We start from the raw sequence: 25982 nt of genomic DNA, 5'->3' as shown, positions 1-25982 counted from the left end.
GCGCGATCCCGTCGTTCATTATGAGGCTCCGTTCGTGGGCGGGGCGCCCGCGGCGAGGTCGAGGAGGCCGCGCACGGTCTCGATGCGGCAGCCGCGGGCGAGCGCCGCGTCGACGGCGTAGGCGAGGCGCTGCGGGGAGAGGCCGAACCGCGTCGGGCGGGCCGCCACGTCGTGGGCGTAGAACACCAGCCACGCCCGCCGCGCCACCGCGGCATCGAGCCAGGCGTCGATCCCCGCCTCGCTCACGGACGCGTCCTCCAGGGCGACCGCCTCCAGGCGGCCGCGATCGGCCGCGCCGGCGATCGGGCCGCCATGGATGCCCCGGCAGGCCCGGAACCGTGCCTGGAGGCGGAGCTTGTGGGCGAGCCCGATGGCTCCGTACGGGTAGGCGAAGGTCGAGAGCCGCCCGACGACCGGCTCCAGGATGCGGGCGTTGGCCGCGACGTCGCGCAGGTAGGCGCCGACGCCGGCCTGCGCGGCGCTCGGATGCGTGGCGGTGTGGCAGCCGATCTCGTGACCCCGGCGGGCGAGATCCGCGACGGCGGCGAGGCCGGCCAGCGGGTAGAGTTCCGAGACGGTACCGGCGAGGCCGCCGCAGACGTAGAACGTGCCCCGCACGCCCCGCTCCTCCAGGATGCGCGCGCCGGTCCCGGCCGCCGAGGCGGCGATGTCGTCGAAGGTGAAGCTCACGGCGGCGCGCTCGAGAGGAAGCGGGATGCGGCGCGTCACCACCGCCCGCGCGAGGCGCCGCCCGACCTTGTCGCGCAGGCTCTCGGAGGGTGCGGATGTCTCCGGCGAGGGCATGGATCTTCTAGACCTTGGCGAAGGTGAACCCGCCGAGCCAGGCCCGCAGGCGCCGGTCGAGCTCGGGATGCGCGCGCAGGCGGCCGACGAGCCGGGCGCGCAGGGCCGGCGCGAGCCCCCGCCAGCCCAGGGGAGCGACGAGGTCGACGAGGGGGAGGGGCTCTGTGCCGAAGCGGCGCTTGTAGTCGTAGTTGCCGATGCTGAAATCGACGCAGCGCACCCCCTCGGCGTGGAGCGCCGCCATGGTGCGCTCGATGATGAGCCGGCCCGGCGAGCAGTTCGACCAGCGCCCGCCCGCCTGGCCGATGCGGATCATGACGTAGCGCTCGCCCTGGCGCAGGCCGAGGAGACCCGCCACGATCTCGCCGTCGGCCACGAGGGCGGTGACGACCGTGCTCCCGTCGGCGACCCCGCGCTCCACGAGGCGGCGATAGACCGCCGCCACCTCGGGCTCGTTGAGGAAGTACGTCGCCCCGAGCGCGTCCATCCGGCGCTCCTGGAGGTTCTCGATCGTCGCCAGCACCGCGCCGGCCCGTGCGGGATCGGTCACCCGCTCGAAGGTCGCGGCCGGATGCTTGGCGAAGACCCGCCAGCTCCGCTCGAGCTCCTTGCGCACCGTCCGCTCGAGCCCGGCATGGCGCCAGGCGTCGTAATCCGGGCCGAGGCGCACGAAGTTGCCGTTGAGGGCGCAGGCGGTCGCGCCAGGCAGGAGAGCCAGGGGATTCGCCGCGCCGCCGAAGGCCGTCTCCATCTTGGCGAGGCGCACGAGGTCGGCGGGCGGCAGGGCGCGGCGCACCGCCCGCCACAGCCGCGCCGCCTCGCGCCGGTCCCGGGGCGCGGCCGGCCCGATCAGCGGGGCGTTGTAGTCGGTCAGGTCGAGGTCGGCGAACTCGACCAGCCGCAGCGATCCGTGCCGCCGCAGCACCAGCGGCAGCACGAGGGCGAGTTCCCCCGTGCGGGCCTGGCGCACCGTGACGACGACCGGCGTCAGGCCGGCCCGGCCGGCCATGGCCTCGTACCAGCTCGCGAGCCAGTCGACGCCCTGGAACGGCGTCGGTGCGGTCCCGCCCCGCAGGGCCGCGGCTTCGAAGCGGGTCGTGGCCTCGGCCCGGTAGGCCGCCGCGGAGGCGGCCGGGGCGGCCGCGAACGGCCGGTCGAGGGCGGTCACGCGGTGGCCTGCGCGTCGATGATCTGGCCGGGATTGGCGCCGTCGAGGCGGAAGTCGACCCGGCGCCGGGCCCCCCGCTCGCGCCGGACCCAGCGGCTGTTGCGCAGGGCCTTCTGGAGCACGGCCTTGGACCAGTAGGACGGGCCGGTGATCGCCCGGCTGCGCGGGGGCAGGCCGAGGCGGTGGCGCAGGAGGCCGTTGGCGAGGTTGACGGTCTGGAGGCGGTGGATCTCCTCGTTGGTGAACGAGACCGTCATCGAGACGTTCAGGCAGTCCAGGTTCTCGACCCGGTGCGGGGCGTTGAGCGGCCAGCTAAGCATCTGGCCGGGAGCGAGATCGAGGACCTGGGCGTGCTCGTCGTACCAGGGCTCGTAGGGCATATCGACCTCGACCTCGAACAGGGCGATGTCCTCGAGGTGCCGCTCGGTCAGGAAGGGGGGCGAGTTCGGGTAGATGTAGACCCGCTTGTGGCCGATCAGCTGCCAGAGGTGCTGGCCCGGCAGGTCGGCGTGGTAATAGACCTGCGCCGAGGGCGACGAGATCAGGATGCCGGCGCTGCGGTGGCGGGTCGAGAAGCCCGGCAGGCGCTCGGCCATCTCGGCGAAGATGGCGTCCGCCACCTCGGCGTAGCGCTTGTCGACCTTCAGGACGTTGCGCAGGTTGAGCCACATCCGGCCCTTGGCGATCGCATCGATCACCGCCTCGCCCGGCAGGCCGCCGATGTCGCCCTCGCGCCAGTAGCGGCGCTGGCCGCTCGCGCCCATGTGGATCAGGCTGTACTGCTCGCGCGGATAGGTGTCGATCAGCTCCGCCAGCGCCGCGCGGGAGAACAGCGGCATGGTGTGGAGGCGATGCTGCAGGCGCAGGGGCTGGTGGCCCCAGAGCGCCCCGTGCCTGTCGGTCCAGTCGGTGAAGATCGGTTCGCGGCTCATGGATGTTCTGCTCCCTGCGGCGTCTGTGTCGTTTCGGTACGGGATCAGTCCCGTTCCAGGATGCTCCCGGGCCAAATCCGGAAGCATGTCCCCGGCTGTCTTCGAGTATGTTCGACGTCGCAACCGCGATGCCAGAGAAGAGGCAGCCCAGTATCCTTGCTCTCCGGCAGGGACAGGCCTGGTATCTCGCCAGGTTGACCCGGTACTCGGGCTATTCCGGGCGCCGTCGTCTTCGGGGGTCCCGGTCTCGCTCAGGCCTCCGGCGATCGCGACAGGTCGCGCGCGCCGCCGCCCCTCCCTGCGACGGCGGGCCGGGATCGGGCGTTGCCCTGGGGCCGGGCCGGCCCCCAGTCCCGCGCGAGATGTCGCAGGAGGACAAGACCGGCGCTGGCGACCATGCCGAGCAGGATGGCGGCCGGCAGCACGATCCGCGGCGAGGGCGGCCAGGTCCGCTGGCGGGGCGGTACCGCCTCCGAGATGATGCGCACGTTGAGGGCGTTCAGGCGCTCCTGCTCGCCGGCTTCCCGGGAGCGCCGCAGGACGTTCTCGTACAGGGTCCGCTGGGCGTCGCGCTCGCGCTCGAGCTCGCTGAGGCCGACGACGGCGCTCTCGTTCGTGACCATCTCGGATTTCGCCCGGGCGAGCTGGCGGCGGATGGCCGCCTCGCTCGCCGTGGCGCGCTCGGTATCCTTGCGCGTGGCCTCTACGATCCGGCGCTTTTCGCCCTCGATGCGCTGCTCGGCCTCCCGCAGCTGGGCGTTCAGCTCCGCGATGGCGGGATGGCGCTCGCCGAGCCGGGTCGCCGCCTCGGCCTTGCTGCGGGCGAGCGCCGCGTATTGCTGGCGAAGCGCCTGCATCTCGGGCGATTGCAGCATCTCCGGCAGCGCGGTGCCGGTGTCGCGGGCGCGCATCCGCTCGGCCTGGGCCAGCCGCTCCCGGGCCTCGGCAGCCCGGATCGAGGCGGTCACGAGCTGCTGGTTGAGGTCGCCGAGCTGCTGGTCGGTGAGCAGGCGGCCGCTCGCCGCCGTGAGCCTGTTGTCGCGGCGGTACTTCACCACCCGGTTGTCGGCCGCCTCGACGCCCTGGCGCAGGGCCGCGAGGCGAGCGGTGAGGGCGTCGGAGACGCGCTTGGCCGCCTCCGTGCGGGCCGCGCTCTCCCCGGCGAGGTAGGCGGTGCCGATCGCGTTGGCGATGTCGGCCGCGCGCTGCGGGTCCGCGGCCTTTGCAGCCACCTCGATCACGAAGGTCCGCTCCGGCCGGCGCACGCTGACGGCGCTGCTCAGGCTGTCGATCGCGACGTTGACGGGATCGCGGGCCGTCGCGGGCGGCGTCAGGCCGAGCAGACCCTTGAGCGCGACGACGAAGGGGTTCGTGGAGTCGGGCTTGGCGAAGTCCGGATCCCGGTCGAGCCCGAGCTGCTCCACGACCCGGCGCAGCACCGTGCTCGACTGGATCACCCGCGCCTGGCTCTCGGCGAGGGAGGCACCTGAATCCGCCTGCGGCGTGCGGGTGGTGACCTCGTTCTCCAGCACCCGCAGGTCGGAGGGATCGAGCAGGATCTGGATGCCGGCGGTGTAGGTGGGCCGCACCATCCCCAACCCCACCACCGCGAGGGCGAGGCACGCGAGGCCACCGAGCACGATCAGACCGGCGGACCGCCACAGCGCACCGAGCAGCGCGACGGCGTCGAGGTTCCGGCCGGCCGCGCCCGGTGCAGGCTCAGACCGTTCCCCGAGGGTGACCCGGACCGGTTCTGCTGGAGCGTGACTCTCGAACCTGAACATCTGCCCCGTCTCTTCGTCGCCCCGGCTCGCGCCCGTGCCGGATCGGCACGCTGCGAAGGAGGCGCCGACCCGCGCCGCAAGAGCAGTGCCAGGAAAGGGCGATGCTGAGGATGGTGCGCAGCCGCAGCCGCGATGCGTCCTCCGATCACGCAAAGGGCAGGCGCAGAAGAGCAGAGTCACCTGAGTCGAAAAATCTTCCTGGATTTTGCGGCAGAGACGTAAGTCACTCTCCGATCCGACCTGCACCATCCTTGCTCCCTGGGAGCTACATTTTCGCTCGCTGTGCCGATCTGGGTCACGGGAGCGCCCCGCCAGAGCTGGGATCGGACGATGCACCACCGATTGAGGGCCCACGACGTGCCGAAGCGGAACAATCCGGATCGGCGTCTCCAGGCCGAAGCACTCCGGTCCGCCAAGGGGACGGAGCAGCCGTCCCTGTTGATCCTGGGCTGCCGCGGCATCCCGGCGGCTCATGGGGGCTTCGAGACCTTCGCGGAACGCCTTGCCCTGTTCCTGGTCGCCCGGGGCTGGCGGGTCGGCGTCTACTGCCAGCGCGAGGTCGCGACGGTCGGCCGCCGGATCTCGGTCGAGACCTGGCGCGGGATCGACCTGATCCAGGTCGAGGTCGCCTCCGGCGGCCCGAAGGCTACCCTCGACTTCGACGCCTGGAGCGTGGTGGACGCAGCCCGCCGCGGGGGCGTGTGCCTGGTGCTGGGCTACAACGGGGCCGTCTTCCTGCCCTACCTGCGCCTGCGGGGGCGCAAGGTCGTCACCAACATGGACGGCATCGAGTGGAGGCGGCCGAAATGGTCGTGGCCGGTGCGGGCGTGGTTCTGGGTCAACGAGTGGATCGCCGCCTGGACCTCGCATCGCCTGATCGCAGACCACCCCCGGATCGCCGACCACCTCGCGACCCGCAGACCCAGGCGCGCGATCGCGACGATCGCCTATGGCGGCGACCCGGTCTCGTCGGCGGATCCGGCGCCGCTCGAGGCGCTCGGCCTGACTCCGGACCGCTACCTCGTATCGATCGCCCGCATCGAGCCGGACAACAACATCCTGACCCTGGTCGAGGCGTTCTCGCGCCGGCGACGGGAGCGGCACCTGGTGGTGCTCGGGCATTTCATCCCGGGTAACCGCTACCACGCGGCGGTCCGGGCCGCAGCCAGCGACGAGGTGATCTTTCCCGGCGCGATCTACGAGCCGGCGACCGTCCAGTCCCTGCGATGCCATGCCCGGGCGTATCTGCACGGCCACACGGTCGGCGGCACCAATCCCTCGCTCGTCGAGGCCTTGTGGAGCGGCAATGCTGTCGTGGCCCACGACAACCCGTTCAACCGGCACACGGCCGGTGAGGACCAGATCTACTTCTCCGACGGGCCTTCCTGCGAGAGGGCCATAGAGGCGGTCCTGTCCGACGACGCCCTGGTGGCTCGGGCCCGCTGCGCGGCCCACATCCGAGCCGCGCAGGAATTCTCCTGGGACTCGATCCTGCATGCCTACGAGCGGGAGTGCCTCGCGCTCACCGGCCGCAAGGCGAGTTCTGGTCTCGTCCAGCAGGCGGCTGGCCTGTGATCGAGGAAGCCAAACAGCATGTGAACCGTTCCGGGTTTCTCGGAGGCAGATTGTCTTGGGTCATGCGGCCAGGGCTTGGTCGCCGCTGTGAGCACGATAGCGCGCTTCGGGTTCGGGGTTGGTGCTCACAACCCGATCCTAACCCGTCACCGTCGATGGCTACCCAAGCGGGAGATCCCGCCTGCTACAGCGCTGTGAAAGGCGCGCAGGGTGGCTCTCCCGCTGTCGTTCAGCTACACCACTCCAAGGGACACGACCGAAGGTACATTGAGCACTCCAAATCCCCCTGTGATCGCAGGTGCTTAGTAAGCGATGGTGGGGCCTGTTCGTCGGTGTCGGCTCACTAGAGGGGCTACCGTGGAAATTTGTCCTTGGTGCACAGATCCATTACTCTGAGTTTGGCGCTGACGCGCCATGAGCCGCTTCAGCAGAAGGGGGACTGGTGAGAAATCCTGACACTTGGTGCCGACCGGTGAGAGGGGCGCGCATCCTTCTAGTCGCGCTCATGCTGTTCGCGGGTCTGCCGGCACGCGCTGGTAGCGGGATCGTGGGGGTCAACGTCACAAACCCGCAATGGCTCGATCGCGCGTCGCAGGATGCCATCATCCAGCAGCTCGCAAGCTCCGGTGTAAAGTACGTTCGCATTCCGCTAATTCCAAGCAATGATTCTGATCGCGATAAGTCGATCGATCTTATAAAACGCTTCAACGCGGCAGGAATTCAAATTAATCTCAATATTTACCCTGTATATAGAGCTGATGTGCTGCCGCGTCCTCCATATAAAAAGCCAATCGATCTTTGGCCGGCATATCGTTATTCTTCGATAGATTTAGAAAGATTTAAGATTTTTGCCAGTTATGTGCTAAAAGAAATAGATAAAAAAGATATTAAACTTGTTGCTATTGAGGCTGGAAATGAAATCAACTGGACGCAGTTCAATGGTGACTTTCAAGTACCGGGCCTTGGCAGGGTAATTGGCCTAGAAGAACTGCAAAACGATGCTCGAGTTATAGATATCGCGCGAGGCTTCCAGGCCTACATTGGGATGCTGCGCGAGATGCATGCCATTCGGGCAGCCCTCAACGTGAACCGTGCGACGCCAATCATCTCAGCTGGCCTGACCGATTTCGGACCCGCAGGCGTAAGCATCGGAACGGGGCTTGATGCCGTCAGCCCCGACGCGACCATCGCGTACCTGAGAACACTCGGCCTTGATGCCCTCGTTGATGGTTACGGGATTCACACCTACGATATCACCGGCGTTGAGTCCGCCGACCATGCCGGACTCCTGATGCGTCGGACTTTCTCGTTCTGCGGAGGAGAGGGGGGCAAGCCCTGCTGGCTCACTGAATGGGGGGTGAACACAGAGAGCGAAACCTGTCCTGTAAGAGATGAGCGCCGCGCCACGATCGTGAGCAATTGGCGCACGTTCATGCGCGAGCTTCATAGCAAAGGCAAGCTTTTGGCATCGTTCTATTACAGCTGGTCCATCCCCGGCGACAAAATCAGCCTCTTTCAATGCAGCCAACTAACGAAGAGTGGAGCAATCGCGATTGCGCCAAATGCGATGGACTAGAATTGGGTTATTTGCTAGGCAGCGCCTGCTGCTCGGCATTCGACAAGCAGCTATCCAGAATGATGGACCCATCGCAAGCGCGCCAATATCAGTTCCAAGTACATTCTACTCGTGCCTCAAAGCAAAAATCTTGAAAGATGTAAAATGTCACTGATTACAATATTCTCGTGTCTATTTGCGGAAGATTCGCAATATATGCAATCATATATTGCGAACTTTCTTAATTTTACTGATGAAAAATGCGCACTTATCATAAATTGTAGTAATCATGGCGAAATTCCTGCGCTCGACAGGATTGATGCTCGGGTCCACATTCATCGGGGACCTACGCAGCGATCAAAGGTAGGCCCAACTCTCCTGCTGGGACATCTCGAAAATTTTGCTGTCGCGCGCGAAGTTTTTGGAGCGTTCAGGTATTTCTGCACGACGGCATCTAACGCCCTCTTCGTCAATCGCCTGCAGGGCGACATTGTCCCAGAACTGATGACGCATCGTGGGGGCGACAATGCTTTTGACATCGGCCAACTCCCTGATGCATGGCACTGGCCCAAAGTCGAAAGCGATCCCATATTTCTCGATTATATCCGTTCCATCGGTTTGACAGCTGTCAGGAGCTCACAGATCGAGGGGCTGTGCGCGGCTCGTGAGGATTGGGACCGCGTTGCCAGGCATCATGCGTTCTTGCATCAAGCGGCGCAACTCGGTCTCCAGACCTTTCCGTACGAGGAGGTGTTTCCAATCACCGTCTTGATGGGTCAGGCATCGGGCCGATTCGGGATCTTGTGTCACAATTTTTGGGATAGGTTCACTACGAGTGCGGGGGCAGCGCGATTAAACGACCTCGTCCGACCACTAGTCGAATTCGAGCAGCCCATGACAGCCTGGGGCAGCAACCGGGTCTTCGCAATGAAGTGGTTTCCGCGCGATCCGCGCAATCCAATCACTGCTTTGCTCTGCCAACCGAATGCGCCGGCGCATCTCGACGCTCTGAGAGATGCATTAATCAGACATTCAGATGACCCGATCAGGCTTTTATATCAAGAAGTTGCTCATAAATATTTCTTTGATATAGATGAAATTGATTTATTTGGCCCAACCAATAGTTTAATTCTGTCTGATCAGCAGGAAAAAACTATCATTTATCGCAGTACGGCACTGCGGCCGTCACGGCAAATAGATTATATTAATTCTTTAAGCGGACCTGTCCATCGGACTCACCTTTATCTTGAGGAGAACGATGGTTGTTATGACGTCGAGCTGATTATTGAAGCTTCTGGGTCCGATTACGTTCTCCGCACGATGTGCAAGCAGCTGAACGGGGCCTGCGACCGCGCAATTATTGCCTACCTCTACATACCATTCCGATCGCTTGTCAGCGAAACGCTGCTCGTGTCAGCCCGCATCAATGCGGACGACGGCAGCAAGCATGGAGAGGCTGAGAGATTAACGTATTTCTACAACAATACCTATGGCATCATGAAAAGAGATGCCGAGACGGCACACGCTGAGACGGAGCCGGGAACACCCGTAATACCGTTCCGCATCGATTTTCCCTCGGAGCCAACCCATGGATATGGTCCATGCTACATCGGCATTCCCGTCGTCGCCAACGTGAATTTGTCCTTTCGGATCCGCATATACCGCGCGCGGCCTCGTGGCTGAACCGATGCCTTTAATCCAGCCGCTCCCAACGCCGGCTGACGCGCTGCGTCGTTGGACTGTTTGCTGAGCGCGCAGGGATGGTCCCCTGTGAAGTATGCTGAGGTTACTGCCTGCGCCATCACTATTAACCGCGAGCCGCATCAGCAACTAGGTCCGGAGAGTTCGATCTTTCGTTTCCAGAATGTAGACGATCTGCGTTGTGACGCGCGGACATCACTCAATGGAAAATGTGGCATGTCGTCAGGCAACGCTTGGCAGCAAGTGCGCAGCAGGATAATAGCTTTTTAAACTCAGAGTGATAGCGCGCAATTGCAACTCAGGGTTGTATAGTGATGATGTCCACTCTCACTTCAAGCGATCAGAGATCTAGATATGCAAGCAAGTAATCAGGGCAATCTCGCCCCTGTGCTGGCGAAACCAATCGCGCGCACCTCTTCATCGGTTTCAGCTTCGAAGTCGCAATATGCCTTCATCATACTCGATCGAGTATTGGAGAAGGCGAAGATGCCAAAGGAGAGCATACACCACGTCGTCCTGTCCGAGCAGCAGATCGCTGCGCTACGTGGCTTCGAAGTTTCCGACGTGGCGCAGGAGTCGGACGGACGTTTCCTGGCCCGCCCCGTCGTCGGAGTGGTCCTAGATCATGACTTCATCAATGCCCATCCGATGGCGATCGCCAAGTTGAGACAGATCGCGCCGCGCATCGACGGATCTGACCCGATCTACGACTTGTCTGCCGATCCCGCAGGATTGCTAGATTGGCAACTGAGCCGCGCCTTTGGGCTGTCCGGGCGCTTCCTGGCAGACCTCGGGGCTGGGCACCTCGAGATCGGCCGGCTTCAGCAAATGATGCAGGAGCACCTCGAAGCGCTGCAGGAAGCGCAGCGTGTCGTTCACGAGGCGGTCCCGCCGCAGCCACGCCTGGGCGTGTTTCTGCCTCCCGGCAGCACCTCTCTGCAGCCGTCGGACCTGCGGGACGTGGTGAGCATCAGCCAGAACTCCAAACGGGAGTTTCGAGCGGTGCATGCCTTCGAGATCCACGTGGCTGAGCCCAATCGCGACCCTTCACCGGTGGTCGTGATCCGCCTGCTCGCAGCTCATTCCCGGGGGGTTCTAGGAACTTGGACGGTCCCGGCGCACACCCTGGATGTCGGGTGGAACCGGTTCGACTGCCCGTTCATGCCGCGCCCCCTGGACGAGCCGGTACTGATTGAAATTCGGTGGGAGCCCGATGCTGCGCCCCGGTTCGCTCTCAGCCTTGGCGAAATAACTGCCGATCCGCGGCTGGGCCTCGTTCGCTCCGATGGCACCGTGGACGATCGATCACTGGCCGTCCGTATCTACACTGGCGCACCAGGCCTGCGCCTGCCATTCCAGGGCTGGGGCAGGCTACCGGACGGATACCCGGCTGCTGAGCGGCCGAGCCAAGTTATCATCGATGAGCTGCTCCCCACCGTCGAGTACTTCGGTGGCCTGGAGGAGCCGCGAGCGGAGCTGCTGCGCTACGTCGACGAGCGTGCCGGCCTCTTTCTGCACCCGTCTGCCGAAGGCACTCATGTCGCGGTGATCCGCAACGTGCGGATCGACGACGTTCGCGCTATCACGGCCGACGTGACGCTCGCCCACGACCTCGCCGCTCCAACGGAATTTGGCCTGTTCGCCGCGCCCGTCGATATGCCGCTGACGCTCAAGCAGCCGTCGCCAAAATCCCATCAACCGAAATGGCTGCGCGTCGGCAACCCACGACGCAAGAGCGAGAATGACGCAGTACATGACAACTTCCACGCGAATGCAACTTGGCTTCGGTTGAAGGCGCGCGAGCAGGGTCAGCTCGTCTTCGAGCCGACCGACACCCTCGGTGACAGCTTCAACATCTACCTTGCAACGCGCCAGACCGGCGGTGGCACCAACCACGCCATGGCACACTTTCTTCACCTCGTCGCCATCCGCGAGAAGAGGCAGGCATGACCATCCATCACGCGCCAGCCCTGCCCACCCTCGTGCCACAACTGTCCCACCGACCACGCCTCTCGATCATCATTCCTATTTTCAGGCATAGTGGGCTGGTGCGCGAGGCAATGTACTCGCTCACGCAGCAAGCTGGATTCACTGACGTCGATGTTATCTTTGTCGATGATGGATGTCCCGATCCTCAGACCTATGCTACACTAACATTTTTCAGCAATCAATGGGTCAATGTTCATTACATTAGGCAATTCAATAGTGGATTGAGCGCGGCGCGCAATCGGGGAATTAGCTTCACGTTAAAAAATATTCCAGAGGTAGAGGCGATTTATTTCTTGGATGCTGATAACTTCCTTGCGCCATATAGCATATTTGCTATGCAGGAAGCTTTGATTAGTCATCCCGACGCTGATTGGTTTTATCCGGACGTGCGGATGTTCGGCTTCCGCGTGTTCAATGATTACAGCGGCAGCTTCAACGCCTATGCTGCGTCGGTGATCAACATCTGCGAGGCTGGGAGCCTCATTCGCCGTCGCATGGTCGAATCGGACCTGCGGTTCGACGAGACCATGCGCCTCGGCTATGAGGATTGGGACTTCTGGCTTTCGGCTATTGAGCGCGGCTTTCGTGGCCGCCACCTGCCATCCCTCGGACTCTCCTATCGCAAGCGCGCGGAGAGTATGCTGGCTGACTCCGGCCGGTCAGATAGTCAAATCAGGGAGTACATGCGCCGCAAACACGACCTGTTCCAAATTAACACCTTCGTCCAGCTCGAGCACCAGGAGCTGCCCCGTTTCGCGGTGTGTCTGTCCGACGAGGCGCTCGTTGAGATGGCAACTGATCTGCAACAGGGCGGCTCACGCATGCCCTGGCAGACCTTCGAAACCCGAGTCTGGCAGGCAATCCGCGAACCCACCTTCGTATCTGCCGGCCAGTACATCCTCACGACGACTGATAGAACTCTTAACCTGCTGCGCAGGACTGGTCTGATGCGGTGGCTATCCATCGAGATCGAGCAGGCCCTTACCAGCCATAACTTCGTTTCCTTGACCATCGTGGCGTCCGAGGACAATGCGATCCGCGTCCGGCGCGATCAGCCTTTCCGGGAGGGCAGCCACCTGTTCGGAACTTCCTGGTCCCTCATGCAGGCCATCGCTCTGGACTCAAGCGATACCTGGATCAGGGAACTCCTTGAGTATGGGGAGAGCTACAGGATCGCTTGTATCGAAGTCTCCCTACCGGGCGACATCGTCTCACCTGAGACGCTCAAGGATTTAGCTGCCTCAGACTTCATCCAGACCTGCCTGCACGTGCGCCGCAACGATATGCGTGGTCGGCCCAGCAACGTCGTCGAAGACGTATTCCTAGGGTCACGCGCCCTAAATGACATGATGCCGAGAGCCCGCGCTCAGTTCGACAACGCCATGCTGCCTCCCATCGCAGAGGCACGCGAGGGTCGCATCGCAATGGTGCTGCCGCACTGCGATTTTGGCGGTGTAGAGAAGGTCACGTTTTGCCTCAGCCGAGAGTTGCGCCGTCAAGGTTTTCGCACTAGTCTTATTCTTCTCGGAGCCAATGCTGTTTATCGCGCCGGACACGCCATTGATGCCTTTGACGACATCCATATTATTGACACACGCGACCGGGTTTCTGCCTGGTCAGGGGCATCGTTCCTAGGGACGCAGGTGCCGACGGTGCTCAATGATCAATGGGCCCGCGACTTCGTGAACTTCCTGTCGACGTTCGAGACAGTAATTAGCTGCCACTCCGCCGAGATCTTAGGACTGTTTAGTAGTCTACGCCGTCGCGAGGTAGTGACGGCAACTTACTTGCACCTCTTCGATAAATCCTTGATCGGCGGATATTGCGGCCATCCCACACTCGCGCTAGCCTACGAGCACGCGATCGATCTTGTCCTAACTTGCTCTGACACGATGGCCACTGAAGTAACTGGCCTCGGCATTCCGCGCATGAAGATCCTGTCCCTGCCAAACGCGCCATCGCTATTGCCAAATGGCAGCGGCGAGTTGCCGGTGCGCCCGCCGGTCGATCGTCCTATCCGCGTGTTGTATCTAGGCCGGCTTGACACCCAGAAAGGCCTCGATCGACTTGCCAGCATCTTCGATGTCATCGGCCATGATCCGGACTTTGATGTCCGTGTTATCGGCAAGTCCATCCTGACAGATGGCAATATATTCCTGAACCGCCACGCGAGCCTTGTCGAGCCGCCGATTTACGACGACGCTGACCTCAGCGCAGCCTATAGCTGGGCTGACGTCCTGCTACTGCCCTCGCGCTACGAGGGCCTCCCGCTCACGGTGCTTGAGGCGATGGCCCACGGCGTCGTCCCAATCGTGGCGGCGTGTGGCGCTGTTGCAGAGGCAGTCGAAACCGAGGTGAGCGGCTTCATCGTTCCGCAGGATCGCTGCGTTGAAGACACTATCGACCACCTGCGCACCCTCGCAGCGGATCGTAACAAGCTCGGTACCATGAGCCGAGAGGCGATGACCAAAGTGGCCTCACGGCCGTGGAGCATACTTGCCGAGCAGGTACGCGAGCGTCTGGAGACCCTACGCGCCGCTGGCCGAACGGCCAAGGCAGCCCGGGCGGCTGCGCTGCGTGCTACGGCTTAGGTGTTTGATCACGCAGCATGGTGGTCCGCTTGGCCACCATGCAGCGAGGGATGCAATATAGGCCAACTTCTTCACGGCAGGGCCCGACCGACAGAGGCACTACGTCGTGCGATACAGCTACGTCAAGAGAGTGTGGCGGCCGCTGCCAAGTGCTACGGTATCAGCCCGACCACTGTGCAGAAGTGGCGTGGCCGCCAGATCACGCGCGATGCTGCACTTCGATCCTCGAGCGACGGAGCCGTGAGCGCCGGTGGCCTTCCCAGCGCGGCATGGTCTTGCCAGGTGACGGGATGGGTCGACGGTGCTAAGACCGCCGCGCAAGCTGCCGTGCCCATCCTGGAAGATGGTCTGGAGACTGCGTCCGTCCCTGGAGTGAGCTGTAACCCAGTCCATTGAGAATGCTGATCCGGCTCGTAGTGTCCGACACTCTCAAATGCTGCCGACACCGAGGCTGCCGAGAGGTGGGCCTTGGCGAAGCGGACCTGTGTGCGCCAATGCACAGATGCCGACGGATGCATCACATGATCGTTTTATTAATCGCTTGCAGGTGCGAAGGAAATCCCGTCCGTCTTTGGATGTTTTGTCGGCGTCAGGACACTAGTGCACCGACACCGACAAATGTGCCACGTGCTCATTCGCTAACAGATTGCACTCATGAAGGAATTTTTGTTGCGCGTGCACCTTTTGAAGGCGTCAGGGCACTAGCGATCCGACGCTCCATCTATCAGGAAGTTTCTGCCTCATGAAGCGCCTCGTTATGGACCTCGATGGAACAATCACGCGCGAGGATCCGACCATCGACTACGCGGACAAGGTGCCCGATCCGGAGATTGTCGCGCGGATGCGCGAGTACCGCGACATGGGCTTCGCGATCGTGATCTACTCAGCCCGCAACATGCGCACCTTCGAGAACTCCGTCGGCAAGATCACAGCCCACACCGTGCCGGTGATCATCGACTGGCTGAAGCGCCACGACATTCCGTACGACGAGATCCACGTCGGCAAGCCGTGGTGCGGGACGGATGGCTTCTACGTGGACGACCGCGCTGTGCGCCCGTCCGAATTCGTCTCGCTCACGCGCGAGCAGATCCTCGCCCTGATCGGGCCAACCTCGGCAGTGTAAGGAATGGCATCGAACGGCCTGTGGCTCGTCACGTCGAGCGCCTATGTCGACCAGGAATTGTCCGCCGAGTTCGGGCACCTGCCCCCGACCTTCCTGCCGGTTGGCACCAAGCGCCTGTACGAGTACCAGCTCGAGCAGCTCGGGCGCGAACGCCCGGTCTACATCACCCTGCCCGAGAGCTACGTCGTCGCCCCTGAGGACGAACGGCGACTGGCGGAAGCGGGCGCGACGGTGCTGACGGTGCCGGACGGGCTGAGCCTCGGCGAGGCTGTGGTCTTCGCGCTCAACTTGATCGGTGGGCCGGAGCAGCCCGTTCGGATCCTGCACGGCGACACGCTCCTCACCAGCGTCCCGACCGGTCTCGACGAGATCGGCGTCGCCCCGAGTGAAGAGGGGTATTCCTGGGCCGAGGTGCACCGGGAAGGTAATCGCATCCTCGGCGTGCATACTTTCGCGGCGGGCCTGCCCGTCTCGCATCCCCGGCTGGTCGCCTGCGGCTACTTCGCTTTCGCGCACAGTTCGGCCCTGGTGCGCGCTATCGTCCGTGCCCGCGGCTCCTTCGTCGAGGGCATCGAGGCCTACGCGCGCGAGCGGGGACTGTGCACCGTTGATATCGACCTTGCTAAATGGCTCGATTTCGGCCACCTGCAGACCTTCTTCCGCTCGCGCCGGCTGCTGGCGAGCGCCCGAGCCTTCAACATGCTGCGGATCGATGGCCGGACGGTACGCAAACTCAGCGCTGATACCGAGAAGATGGTGGCCGAGGCGTCCTGGTTCGCGAGCGTTCCGCCAACCCTGCGCGTCTACACGGCGCGCCTGATCGACAGCGGGGAGGAGAACGGCACGGCCTTCTACGAGACCGAGTACGAGCACCTGCCCACCCTCTCGGAGCTGTTCGTCTTCGGTACCCTCGGCCGCGCCACTTGGATGCGCGTACTCCAATCATGCCACGAGTTCCTGGCCACCTGTGCGAGCGTGCAGGGCCCTGAACCAGCAAGCATCGCGCTGCGCCAGCTCGCGACCGTAAAGACGGCGGACCGCCTCCGCCGCTTCTCCAACGAGACCGGCTTCGACATCCACCACATGCTCCGCTATGATGGCCAGCCGATGCCCTCGCTGATGCAGATCGCCGAGGATCTTGAGACAGGCATCGACCTCAGCGGCACTCGTCGCCAGACAATTATGCACGGCGATTTCTGCTTCAGCAACGTCCTGTATAGCTCGCGCGTGCAGCGCATTAAGGTCATCGACCCGCGCGGCTACGTCGAGGCAAGCGGAGATTGCTCGGTCTTCGGCGATGTGCGCTACGATCTTGCCAAAATGACACACTCGATCGTCGGCCGCTACGATCAGATCATCGCGGGACGCTACGCGATGCCGGTGGAGGACAACGGCCGCTTCTCGATCACCTTCGAGGCCGCGCCGCACCACACCTGGCTGGAGGAGGCCTGGAGCGAGTTCGAGGTCGGCGGGACGAATGCCGGGAGCGCCGAGATCCGCGCGATCACGGTCGGTCTTTTCCTGTCGATGCTTCCGCTCCACGCCGACCGCCCTGACCGCCAGCGCGCATTCATCGCCAACGCCCTGCGCCTCTATGCCGGGCTCGACGTGGACAGCGCGTGGCGCGTCTAGCGACGGTGCGCCGCGGTCGGGGCGGAAGCCGCATGCCCGAGGTAGCAGGCCGCCGACAGAGAAAAATCTTGGCAGGAGTGCCCCTGTGATCGTCATCCCGATGGCCGGACTGAGCCAGCGCTTCCGCAACGCCGGGTACGCGCTGCCCAAGTACATGCTCGATCTCCACGGCCGCAGCCTATTCGAGAGGACGGTCGGCAGCTTCTCACACTACTTCGCGACGGAGCCGTTCCTGTTCATCGCGCGCTCCGAGGCGGACACTGAAGACTTCATCTATCGCGAGACGGCACGAATGGGCATCTCGCAGATGGAGATCGTCATGCTCTCAGAGCCAACGCTGGGACAAGCGGACACGGTCCGGCTCGGCCTGAAGGGCGCACGTGTCGCGCAAGACGAGCCGCTGACCATCTTCAACATCGATACGATCCGCCCCCGCTTCCGCTATCCCGACCGCTCCTGGATGATGAGAGCGGACGGCTACCTGGAAGTCATGCACGCGGACGATCCGGGCTACTCCTTCGCCAGACCGCACGAGGACGGCGACGAGCGGGTGGCTGAGACGGCGGAGAAGCGAGTCATCTCCAGGCTCGCGAGCACCGGGCTCTACTATTTCCGCCGGGCCGCCGATTACGAGGCGGCGTTCGAGGTGGAGAGACAGGTCCCGAGTGCTCCGGAGCTCTACGTCGCGCCGATGTACAACGCAATGATCGCCCAGGGACGTGACGTCCGCTACTTCGAGGTGCCAGTGGCAGAGGTGTTGTTCTGCGGCACCCCGGCACAGTACGAGGACCTGCTGAAGCGACCCGACCTGTTCGCAGAGGGTTGACCTCTGGGACCAGGGCGACCGCTCATCCCGCATCCGATTGATCGCTCGGCGAGGCTGCGCGTAGCGATGCAGATATGAGCGACTATGACTGTCTTGGTCACGACCGATGCGGTCGCCCGCGCGAGCGGCGGACGGCGTCGGGATCGAACTCGAGATCGGTGGCGCGGTCGTCCGCATCGGCGCTCACACCAGCGAGGCTCAGATCAGGCGTAAGCACTCGGTGAGGGCCGCCCTCTTGTAGTGCTTTGCTCTGGATACAAGCATTGCCGTCAGATGACGCTATATCGGCCGTGTGTCTGAACCTATGACCAACTTCCTCATATCGTCGTTGCGGGCACGCGCCGCGTCTGGTCGCCCGAGCAGAAGCGCGCCATCCTGGCCGAGGCGGACGATCCTGCCACGACCGCGTCTGAGGTAGCCCGCCGGCATGGTCTGCGCTCCGGCCTGTTGTTCCGATGGCGGCACGCCTTGCTGACCGAGCAGCGGGATGCGGCTGTCGCCGCGCCGCCGAGCTTCATTCCGCTCGCCTTGTGTAGGCGCCGATGTGAAACTGACCCAGTCGCCGACTGAACCCTGACCCAGGCCGTAGGCTGGGCTCCTTCTGCGGGAGGAGGCCCGGATGGTGGGTGAGGAGGCAGCGTTGGAGATCCGGGTGTTGCATCGGCACGGGAAGGGCATCCGCGAGATTGCCCGCGCGACGGGTCTGTCGCGCAACACGGTGAGGCGCTACCTGCGCGACGAGGCGGCGGCGCGCTACAAGGGGCGGCCGCCCCGACCGGGCAAGCTCGATCCGTTCAAGGGCTACGTGGTGGAACGTCTGGCGGCTGCGGCGCCGGAGCGGATCCCGGCCAGCGTGCTGCTCGTCGAGTTGCGCGAGCGGGGCTATGCGGGCGGCTACACGATGCTCAAGGAGTTCGTCGCCGGCCTCGCGCCGGCGCCGACCCCGCAGCCGGTGGTGCGCTTCGAGACTGCGCCGGGCGAGCAGATGCAGGTCGACTGGGCGGTGATGCGGCGCGGCGCCGACCGTCTCTCGGTGTTCGTGGCAACGCTGGGCTGGAGCCGGGCGGCCTACCTGGAGTTCGTGACCGACGAGCGCCTCGAGACGCTGATCGCCGCCCACGAGAACGCCTTCCTGGCCTTCGGGGGCGTGCCGCGCGAGGTGCTCTACGACAACATGCGCACCGTGGTGGTGGAGCGGAACGCCTACGGTCGCGGGCGTCATCGCTTCCAGGCCGGCTTCCTGGACTTTGCCCGCCATTGCGGCTTCCGGCCCCGGCTGTGCCAGCCCGGACGGGCGCAAACGAAGGGCAAGGTCGAGCGCTTCATCCGCTACCTGCGCGGCAGCTTCTACGTGCCGCTGGCCAGCCGGCTGGGCCAGGAAGGGCTGGTGCTCGATCGCGAGGCGGCCAACCTGGCGGCGGGTCGCTGGCTGCGCACGGTGGCCAACCAGCGGGTCCATGCCACGACCGGCGCGGTGCCGGCCGAGCGCCTGGACGTGGAACGGACGCAGTTGCAGCCGGTGCCGCCGCCCTATGGCGGCCGCTCGGTGCGCCAGATCAAGGCCCCGGCGGTGCCGGCTCCCGCCCACCCGGTGGTCGGGCTGCAGCACCCGCTGGCGCTCTACGACGGGCTCTCGGGCCTGATGACGGGAGAGCCGGCATGAGCGACCTGCAGCATGCCCGCCTCGCCGAACTCTGCGGCGAGTTGCGCCTGCAGGCGGTGCCCGCGGCCTACGGCGCGCTCGCGCAAGCGGCATCCGAGCGCGACACGCCCTACGCCGTCTTCCTGGAGGAGGTGCTGCGCGCCGAGCGCGAGGCCCGGCGCACCCGGGCACGGGAGATGTTCGCCCGGGTGGCGGGGTTCCCGGCGGTGAAGACGCTGGAGGGCTACGACTTCGGCTTCGCCACCGGAGCGCCGCGGGCGCAGATCCAGGAACTGGCCAGCCTGGCCTTCGTGGAACGGGCGCAGAACGTGGTGTTCCTGGGTCCGTCCGGCGTGGGCAAGACGCATCTGGCGATCGCGCTCGGCTACCTGGCGACGCAGCGCGGGATGAAGGTGCGCTTCACCAGTGCGGCGGACCTGGTCCTGACGCTGGAGACGGCGCAGCGCCAGGGTCGCCTGAAGGAGGCGATGCACCGGGCGGTGAACCTCTACCGGCTGCTGATCGTCGACGAGATCGGCTACCTGCCGTTCGCGCGCGAGCAGGCGAACCTGTTCTTCCAGGTGGCGGCCAAGCGCTACGAGCGGGGCGCGATGATCCTGACCTCGAACCTGTCGTTCGGGGCGTGGGACCAGGCGTTTGCCGGCGACGCGGTGCTGACGGCGGCGATGTTGGACCGGGTGCTGCACCATGCCAGCGTGGTGACGATCACCGGCGAGAGCTACCGGCTGAAGGACAAGCGGCGCGCCGGACTGGTGGCGCGGCCAGTGCGGGAACCAGACGTTCCTGCGTGAGGGGTGGGTCAGGTTACGATCGGCGACAAACCCAAAGGTGGGTCAGACTTCAATCGGCGTTGACACCTTGCCGCCCCCCGGTCACGGCGGCAGACGACGTACTGGCTGAATCGGGCCTGATCGAGATCGAGCTATCTGCCGGGCATCGCGTGCGGGCCGCAGCCAGGCCGGACCTGACGCTCCTGCGGGGCGCGATCGCCGCGCTACTTGGCCGATGATCCCCGTCCCGTCCGGCTTCCGCGTCTGGCTGGCCACCGAGCTGACCTCCATGCGCAGGGGCTTCGACGGGCTGTGGCCGCCCTCGTCCAGGACCATTTGGCGCGCGATCCCTTCTCCTCGGCCAGGCCTTCGTGTTCCGCGGGCGTCAGGGCCACCTGATCAAGGTGCTGTGGTGGGACGGCCAGGGTAATCACCTGTTCGCCAAGCGCCTGGAGAAGGGCCGCTTCGTCTGGCCGTCCACCGCTGGTGCCGCCGCCGCGTTGACGTCGACCCAGCTCGCCATTCTGCTGGAGGGGATCGACTAGCACGCACCTTTGCGCAGCCTCCCAATTAACATCCGGCGATGCACCCCGGGCTCGAGCTCGGGGCGCTCCGTCGTTCTCGATTTCGTCTTCACTCGCAGAGCAGTCGGTTTTGTTCTCCGAGCGCTTCGTTAAATTCTAGCCGCATCAATCAATTGATTTCGAATTGATCTTTCGAAATACACCCCAGCATCACTATCATGATGATCCGGCCTCCACCAGACGTAATCTTTGTCCGGAAATCTTAAACGCGCATAACTGACGCGATCGTGATGGCGCAATCGCGATGGTCTCTCTCCGTCGAACAGATCTATTATTACAATCGAATAATTATCATCTTGATTTATTTCAATAATCGCATCAACAACAGAATTTATGTCACCATCCCTGTCTGAGTAAAAGAAAAATACTCTTTGCTGACCCGCGATAAATTTGTGAAAATTCGAAATTCTTGATTTATACCTCGATATTAGATTTTCGTAATTGTTTTCCAGCCAATATTTTCCTAATTCGTGATTGAATTCGTAGTGAAATGTGTCGTTTGTAGGACATGGGGCTCTTTGCGGATATTCTTTAACGCTTAAATACTCTGGCGATACAAAATTTTCACCTAAGCTCCTGAGAATTTTTGCTACACCGTAGCAATTTGATTGACCCAAATTGAACATTGAAGACTGCGGGCCGATATCGCTTGGCCTACGCAGTCCCCAACGATTTGGCAACATCCATGGTTGACAGTTTTCTCCAACAGAGATGATCGGACAAAGATTAATGCTTTGTGCAGCAAGCGCGCTTTCGATCCTCAAGCCAACAGCATCCAGTGCAAGTTCAGACCCCTGCGCCTTAGCCTGACTAAAGGCGGCACTAGCGAGTTGTATGTTGCCAACGACCCCAGCAGCTCGCCATATGCCTCGAAGGTAGCGCTCGGGAATAGAGCTTAGGCGGTCACCCAATCTATCAAGCAAACCACTCGCACTCTCGTAGGATCCTGCATCAATGGCGTTCAATGCCGCCCAATAACATATGTCAACACTATCCGGAAAAATTTCTAATGCACTGCTTAACGACTTATAGGCATCATACCAATCATTTCTCCGATGCAATATATGTCCTCGCAGGTCGGCCGATTTAATAGAAATACCCCATATCTTATCGTGCTTGTCAAGTCTTTCTAGGATAATTCCGAGTTTTTCGTATTCCCACTCGATATAATATGCTTCTTGGATTGAAATAAAATCATTGTTTTCAATGTTATTATCAATCCTTGATTTAACTCCTGCTAAATTTTACCGCGCAACGGGTGTACCGGCATCAGTATATACCTTGACCATGCTCATTCTATAACTAAGACGCTGTAAACACTAGGCCTGCCGGCACCATTGCAGGGGAATCAGGTGAAGGTTCATGGAGCGACGAGCCTGACGAGGTAGTCATCGTCCCATCCTGCGGTTTTGAGGGCGAGGCGCATGGAGTCCTTGCCCTTTTTGCGGGCTGCCACGTTCACCGCGATGTGGCGGACGGTGAGCATGTTCTCGGGTGCATAAGCGGTGCGGATCCGGGACTGATCGTCGTGGAAGGTGTGATTAGGCGTGGAATAAGGACCCCGTTTCCGGGGTGATCGGCGTTCAAACGGGCCCCCAGGATACGTCATCCAGACTGCCTCCCGCACTCGGAACGGGAGGCTCGCGGAGGATGTTGGTCGTGGAGACGGTCGCGAAGATCCGCCGCGCGTATTTCGTGCAGCATAAGCCGATCAAGCAGATCTGCCGGGAGCTGAAGCTCTCCCGCAAGGTCGTCAGGAAGGTGATCCGCTCGGAGGCAACCGCCTTCCGCTACACCCGCAGCGTCCAGCCTGCACCCAAGCTCGGGCCCTGGCGCGACGAACTCGACCAGATGCTGGCGGCCAATGCCGGGAAGCCGGTGCGGGAGCGGTTGACGCCGACCCGGATCTTCGAAGCGCTACGGGGGCTCGGCTACGAGGGCGGCTATGATGCCGTTCGCCGCTACGCCAGGACGTGGAAGCGCCAGCAGGCCAGCGTGACGGCTCCCGCCTTCGTGCCGCTCGCCTTCGCCCCGGGCGAAGCCTACCAGTTCGACTGGAGCCACGAGATCGTCCTGATCGCCGGTGTCACCACGACCGTCAAGGTCGCCCACGTCCGGCTCTGCCACTCGCGCATGCTGTTCGTGCGGGCCTATCCGCGCGAGAGCCAGGAGATGGTCTTCGACGCCCATGACCGGGCGTTCGCCTTCTTCCGTGGCACCTGCCAGCGGGGGATCTACGACAACATGAAGACCGCGGTCGAGACGATCTTCGTCGGGCGCGAGCGCGCCTACAACCGCCGCTTCCTGCAGATGTGCTCGCACTACCTCGTCGAGCCCGTGGCCTGCACGCCGGCGTCGGGCTGGGAGAAGGGGCAGGTCGAGAACCAGGTCGGGCTGGTGCGCGAGCGCCTGTTCACCCCGCGCATCCGGGTGAGAAGCTACGACGAGCTCAACGCCCTGCTGCTCGACGGGGTCGTCGCCTACGCCAAGGCCCACCCCCATCCCGAGCAGCGCGACCTGACGATCTGGCAGGCCTTCGAAGCCGAACGGGGAGCCCTGGTCCCCTACGCCGGACGCTTCGACGGCTTCCACGCCGTGCCGGCGGCCGTGTCCTCGACCTGCCTGGTGCGCTTCGACAACAACAAGTACTCGGTCATGGCCTCGGCCATCGGTCGCCCGGTCGAGGTGCGCGCCTATGCCGAGCGCATCGAGATCCGCCAGGACGGGCGCGTCGTCGCCGAGCACCCGCGGGCCTTCGGCCGCGGCCAGACGGTGTTCGACCCCTGGCACTACGTCCCCGTGCTCGCCCGCAAGCCCGGCGCGCTGCGCAACGGCGCACCGTTCAAGGACTGGGTCCTGCCCGCCGCCCTCGAACGGATCCGCCGCAAGCTCGCCGGCAGCGCCGACGGCGACCGCCAGATGGTCGAGATCCTCACCGCCGTGCTCGGCGACGGCCTCTCCGCGGTCGAAGCGGCCTGCGCCGAGGCACTGCGCGAGGGCGTGTACTCGGTCGACGTGGTGCTCAACATCCTGGCCCGCCAGCGGGAGCCGCCCGCGCCCGTCCCGCTGCTGACGCCCGAGAGCCTGCGGCTGCGCCACGAGCCGGTCGCCGACTGTGCCCGCTACGACAGCCTGAGGAGAGCCCCATGATGGAACGTCAGCAGATCCTCGCCACCATGGGCGAGCTGAAGCTGTTCGGGATGAAGGCGGCCTACGACGAGATCATCAAGGTCGCCCTCAAGCGCAGCCACGAACCGCAGCAGATCGTCGGCGACCTGTTGCAGGCCGAGATCAGCGAGAAGCAGGCGCGCTCGATCCGCTACCAGATGACGATTGCCAAGCTGCCCCTGGCCAAGGACCTCGCCGAGTTCGCCTTTGCCGGGACGCCGATCAACGAGGGTCTGGTGCGCGACCTCTGCGGCGGCGAGTTCCTGGCCCATCAGCGCAACGTCGTGCTGGTGGGCGGCACCGGCACGGGCAAGACGCACCTGGCCATCGCGGTCGCCCGGTCGTGCATCCGGGACGGGGCGCGGGCCCGGTTCTACACCGTGGTCGACCTCGTCAACCGGCTCGAGGCTGAGGCGCGGGCCGGCCGGCAGGGCCGCATCGCCGACCACCTCGCCCGGCTCGATCTGGTGGTGCTGGACGAGCTCGGCTACCTGCCGTTCGCGCAGTCGGGCGGTCAGCTGCTGTTCCACCTGATCAGCCGGCTCTACGAGACCACCTCGATCGTGGTGACGACCAACCTGGCGTTCGGGGAGTGGCCGAGCGTGTTTGCCGGCGACGCCAAGATGACGACGGCGCTGCTCGATCGGCTGACCCACCACTGCGAGATCGTCGAGACCGGCAACGAGAGCTGGCGCTTCAAGAACCGGGCGTGAGGGCAGCCTGCGCGCGGCTCATCCTGGACCCCTGCGCAGCCCGGCTGCGCCACCCCGACCCGCTTCGCCGGGCTGATCAGGGGCGTCTCGCCACGCGCAACAAGGGTCCCGATTGGACGCCGATCAGGGGTCCCGTTCCGATGCCGTTTGACACATCCGATGCCTCCTCCGATTTCGCTGGCGGTATCAAACTCGCCGATGAACCACTCCACAGGGGGTTGACAATATGTGAATGCCAAGCTCGACCTACTCCGCGCTTATGTACTGGCAGCTTGATTGCTACGCTTGCACTACAAACACGTAAGAGCTAGCATGGGTCAGGCTGCAATCGGCGTTGACAATGACAGGCCGGCTTCACAATGGTGAGCAAATACATTGTATGTCCGGACTAAGAATTTTCAATTAAATATATCCTGTTTTAAATAATACATGTAAATTTTATAGTCGTATAAAATTATTATCATATTATAAGTTTTATTTATTTATAACAAATAAATATACAAAACGCAACATCCTATAAAAAGAAGAGGCTCTAAAACAATGGACAAAACTAGTTATTTTGACTGTGCAGCTGTTGGATCAGCACTTGCTGATTACAAAAATGAAGAATTAATTTATTTCCCAAATAGAGGAAATGCAGGAGACTCTTTGATTGCCCTAGGAACATATAATTTTTTCAGTAAAATTGGGGTTAAGTGGACATTAATGGATGACGATACATCTATAGACAATAGAATACTTGTTATTGGAGGAGGTGGAAATTTAGTACCTTTATATAATACAGTTAGTGATTTGATTGCTAAATCGATAGGAAGAGTAAAAAAATTAATTTTGTTGCCTCATACTATTCGTGGGCATAAAGATTTAATATTGCGCATGGATGATTCTTGTTTGATATTTTGCAGAGATCTTTACAGTTTTAATTACGTTAGAAGTACTAATCATAAACTAGACGTGAGATTATCTCATGATATGGCATTTCAAGTAGATGCTAAGAATTTTGTAAAAAATAAAAAAATAGGAAATTTTGGATACAAAGAACTGTCTTACATGTTACTCAATTCAGGATTTGAAATGGAAAATATTACTAAATTACCAAGCGTTGATTATTATCGAGAGGACGAGGAATCGATGTTTTCTGATCTTTCGACAGATTTAGATATTTCAAATTTGTTTGCTTTTGGCGTGCTGCCTGATATGGCTCGTCTTTCGTCATGGTGTTTCCTTAACGCAATAAGTTTGTGTTCACATATAAATACTGATCGACTTCATGTTGCGATTGGAGCGAGTTGCTAGGCGTCCCTTGTACCTTGAGAGATAATTCGTATGGAAAAAATTCATGCGTTTATTGGCAAAGCCTCTATATGGATCCTAAAATCCGACTTGCTGGTAAGGCGGGTCGTT

Annotated in this window: 20 protein-coding genes and 2 pseudogenes; 16 read left to right on the top strand and 6 right to left on the bottom strand. The window is 62.4% G+C overall.

Annotated features, from left to right (window positions below; translation table 11 throughout):
• Nucleotides 1-18: 18 nt before the first annotated feature.
• From DA075_RS34915 to DA075_RS34900, 4 genes are all read right to left on the bottom strand, one after another.
• Nucleotides 19-804 (bottom strand): polysaccharide deacetylase family protein, encoded by a 786-nt coding sequence (locus tag DA075_RS34915; RefSeq protein WP_099957633.1) that lies wholly within the window; start codon nt 802-804, stop codon nt 19-21.
• Nucleotides 805-811: 7 nt separating this feature from the next.
• Nucleotides 812-1972: a GNAT family N-acetyltransferase gene (locus DA075_RS34910; protein WP_244936721.1), complete on the bottom strand. Its 1161-nt coding sequence runs from the start codon at nt 1970-1972 to the stop codon at nt 812-814.
• Complete coding sequence (locus tag DA075_RS34905; protein WP_099957632.1) at nt 1969-2904, bottom strand: hypothetical protein; 936 nt, start codon at nt 2902-2904, stop codon at nt 1969-1971. Before DA075_RS34905 ends, DA075_RS34910 begins: the two co-directional genes overlap by 4 nt.
• A 251-nt stretch (nt 2905-3155) precedes the next feature.
• Nucleotides 3156-4688 carry a GumC family protein gene (locus tag DA075_RS34900; protein WP_099957631.1) on the bottom strand — a complete coding sequence of 511 codons (1533 nt, stop codon included), beginning with the start codon at nt 4686-4688 and terminating at the stop codon, nt 3156-3158.
• A gap of 438 nt (nt 4689-5126) precedes the next feature.
• Between DA075_RS34900 and DA075_RS34895 the strand changes: the two genes are divergently transcribed.
• From DA075_RS34895 to tnpB, 13 genes and pseudogenes are all read left to right on the top strand, one after another.
• Complete coding sequence (locus DA075_RS34895; protein WP_244936720.1) at nt 5127-6263, top strand: DUF1972 domain-containing protein; 1137 nt, start codon at nt 5127-5129, stop codon at nt 6261-6263.
• 505 nt (nt 6264-6768) lie between these two features.
• On the top strand, nt 6769-7839 hold the full coding sequence (locus DA075_RS36265; protein ID WP_123834601.1) for a glycoside hydrolase family protein: 1071 nt from the start codon (nt 6769-6771) through the stop codon (nt 7837-7839).
• 195 nt (nt 7840-8034) lie between these two features.
• Complete coding sequence (locus tag DA075_RS36260; protein ID WP_123834599.1) at nt 8035-9501, top strand: hypothetical protein; 1467 nt, start codon at nt 8035-8037, stop codon at nt 9499-9501.
• A gap of 372 nt (nt 9502-9873) precedes the next feature.
• Nucleotides 9874-11469, top strand: a complete 1596-nt coding sequence (locus DA075_RS34890; protein ID WP_123834597.1) for a DUF6212 domain-containing protein — start codon at nt 9874-9876, stop codon at nt 11467-11469.
• The gene (locus DA075_RS34885; protein WP_099957628.1) at nt 11466-14099 is read left to right on the top strand and encodes a glycosyltransferase; all 2634 of its coding nucleotides are present in this window, start codon (nt 11466-11468) and stop codon (nt 14097-14099) included. The genes DA075_RS34890 and DA075_RS34885 overlap by 4 nt, the downstream gene beginning before the upstream one ends.
• A 57-nt stretch (nt 14100-14156) precedes the next feature.
• A pseudogene (locus DA075_RS38040) lies at nt 14157-14318 on the top strand (helix-turn-helix domain-containing protein); the annotation flags it as partial.
• A gap of 523 nt (nt 14319-14841) precedes the next feature.
• Complete coding sequence (locus tag DA075_RS34875; protein ID WP_099957627.1) at nt 14842-15222, top strand: HAD-IIIC family phosphatase; 381 nt, start codon at nt 14842-14844, stop codon at nt 15220-15222.
• A gap of 3 nt (nt 15223-15225) precedes the next feature.
• Nucleotides 15226-16854 carry a phosphotransferase gene (locus DA075_RS34870; RefSeq protein ID WP_099957626.1) on the top strand — a complete coding sequence of 543 codons (1629 nt, stop codon included), beginning with the start codon at nt 15226-15228 and terminating at the stop codon, nt 16852-16854.
• An 85-nt stretch (nt 16855-16939) separates the two neighbouring features.
• Nucleotides 16940-17680, top strand: coding sequence for a glycosyltransferase family 2 protein (locus DA075_RS34865; protein WP_099957625.1), 741 nt, complete (start codon nt 16940-16942; stop codon nt 17678-17680).
• Nucleotides 17681-18001: 321 nt separating this feature from the next.
• Complete coding sequence (locus DA075_RS38740; protein ID WP_099957624.1) at nt 18002-18250, top strand: transposase; 249 nt, start codon at nt 18002-18004, stop codon at nt 18248-18250.
• Nucleotides 18251-18299: 49 nt separating this feature from the next.
• Nucleotides 18300-19343, top strand: a complete 1044-nt coding sequence (istA, locus tag DA075_RS34855; protein WP_091889757.1) for an IS21 family transposase — start codon at nt 18300-18302, stop codon at nt 19341-19343.
• Nucleotides 19340-20134 (top strand): IS21-like element helper ATPase IstB, encoded by a 795-nt coding sequence (gene istB / locus DA075_RS34850; protein ID WP_091889755.1) that lies wholly within the window; start codon nt 19340-19342, stop codon nt 20132-20134. Before istA (DA075_RS34855) ends, istB (DA075_RS34850) begins: the two co-directional genes overlap by 4 nt.
• A 214-nt stretch (nt 20135-20348) precedes the next feature.
• Nucleotides 20349-20658: pseudogene (gene tnpB / locus DA075_RS34845) on the top strand (IS66 family insertion sequence element accessory protein TnpB).
• Between the two features lie 128 nt (nt 20659-20786).
• On the opposite strand, the gene DA075_RS36255 reads toward tnpB, so the two are convergent.
• Nucleotides 20787-21758 (bottom strand): tetratricopeptide repeat protein, encoded by a 972-nt coding sequence (locus tag DA075_RS36255; RefSeq protein WP_123834595.1) that lies wholly within the window; start codon nt 21756-21758, stop codon nt 20787-20789.
• A 299-nt stretch (nt 21759-22057) separates the two neighbouring features.
• The gene (locus DA075_RS38345; RefSeq protein WP_276330953.1) at nt 22058-22183 is read right to left on the bottom strand and encodes a hypothetical protein; all 126 of its coding nucleotides are present in this window, start codon (nt 22181-22183) and stop codon (nt 22058-22060) included.
• A 164-nt stretch (nt 22184-22347) separates the two neighbouring features.
• Here DA075_RS38345 and istA (DA075_RS34835) point away from each other — a divergent pair, with 164 nt between their 5' ends.
• The 3 genes from istA (DA075_RS34835) to DA075_RS34825 all read left to right on the top strand — a co-directional run bounded on the left by istA (DA075_RS34835) (nt 22348) and on the right by DA075_RS34825 (nt 25874).
• On the top strand, nt 22348-23847 hold the full coding sequence (gene istA, locus DA075_RS34835; RefSeq protein WP_099957623.1) for an IS21 family transposase: 1500 nt from the start codon (nt 22348-22350) through the stop codon (nt 23845-23847).
• Nucleotides 23847-24578, top strand: a complete 732-nt coding sequence (gene istB / locus DA075_RS34830) for an IS21-like element helper ATPase IstB (RefSeq protein WP_060846004.1) — start codon at nt 23847-23849, stop codon at nt 24576-24578. Before istA (DA075_RS34835) ends, istB (DA075_RS34830) begins: the two co-directional genes overlap by 1 nt.
• A 540-nt stretch (nt 24579-25118) precedes the next feature.
• Nucleotides 25119-25874 (top strand): polysaccharide pyruvyl transferase family protein, encoded by a 756-nt coding sequence (locus DA075_RS34825; RefSeq protein WP_099957687.1) that lies wholly within the window; start codon nt 25119-25121, stop codon nt 25872-25874.
• Nucleotides 25875-25982: the final 108 nt, after the last annotated feature.

Origin of the sequence: Methylobacterium currus (assembly GCF_003058325.1) — a bacterium.
In the GTDB taxonomy this organism is placed as follows: Bacteria; Pseudomonadota; Alphaproteobacteria; order Rhizobiales; family Beijerinckiaceae; genus Methylobacterium; species Methylobacterium currus.
The sequence above is the reverse complement of the archived record's forward strand: the minus strand, read 5'-3'. Positions and strand labels throughout refer to the sequence as shown.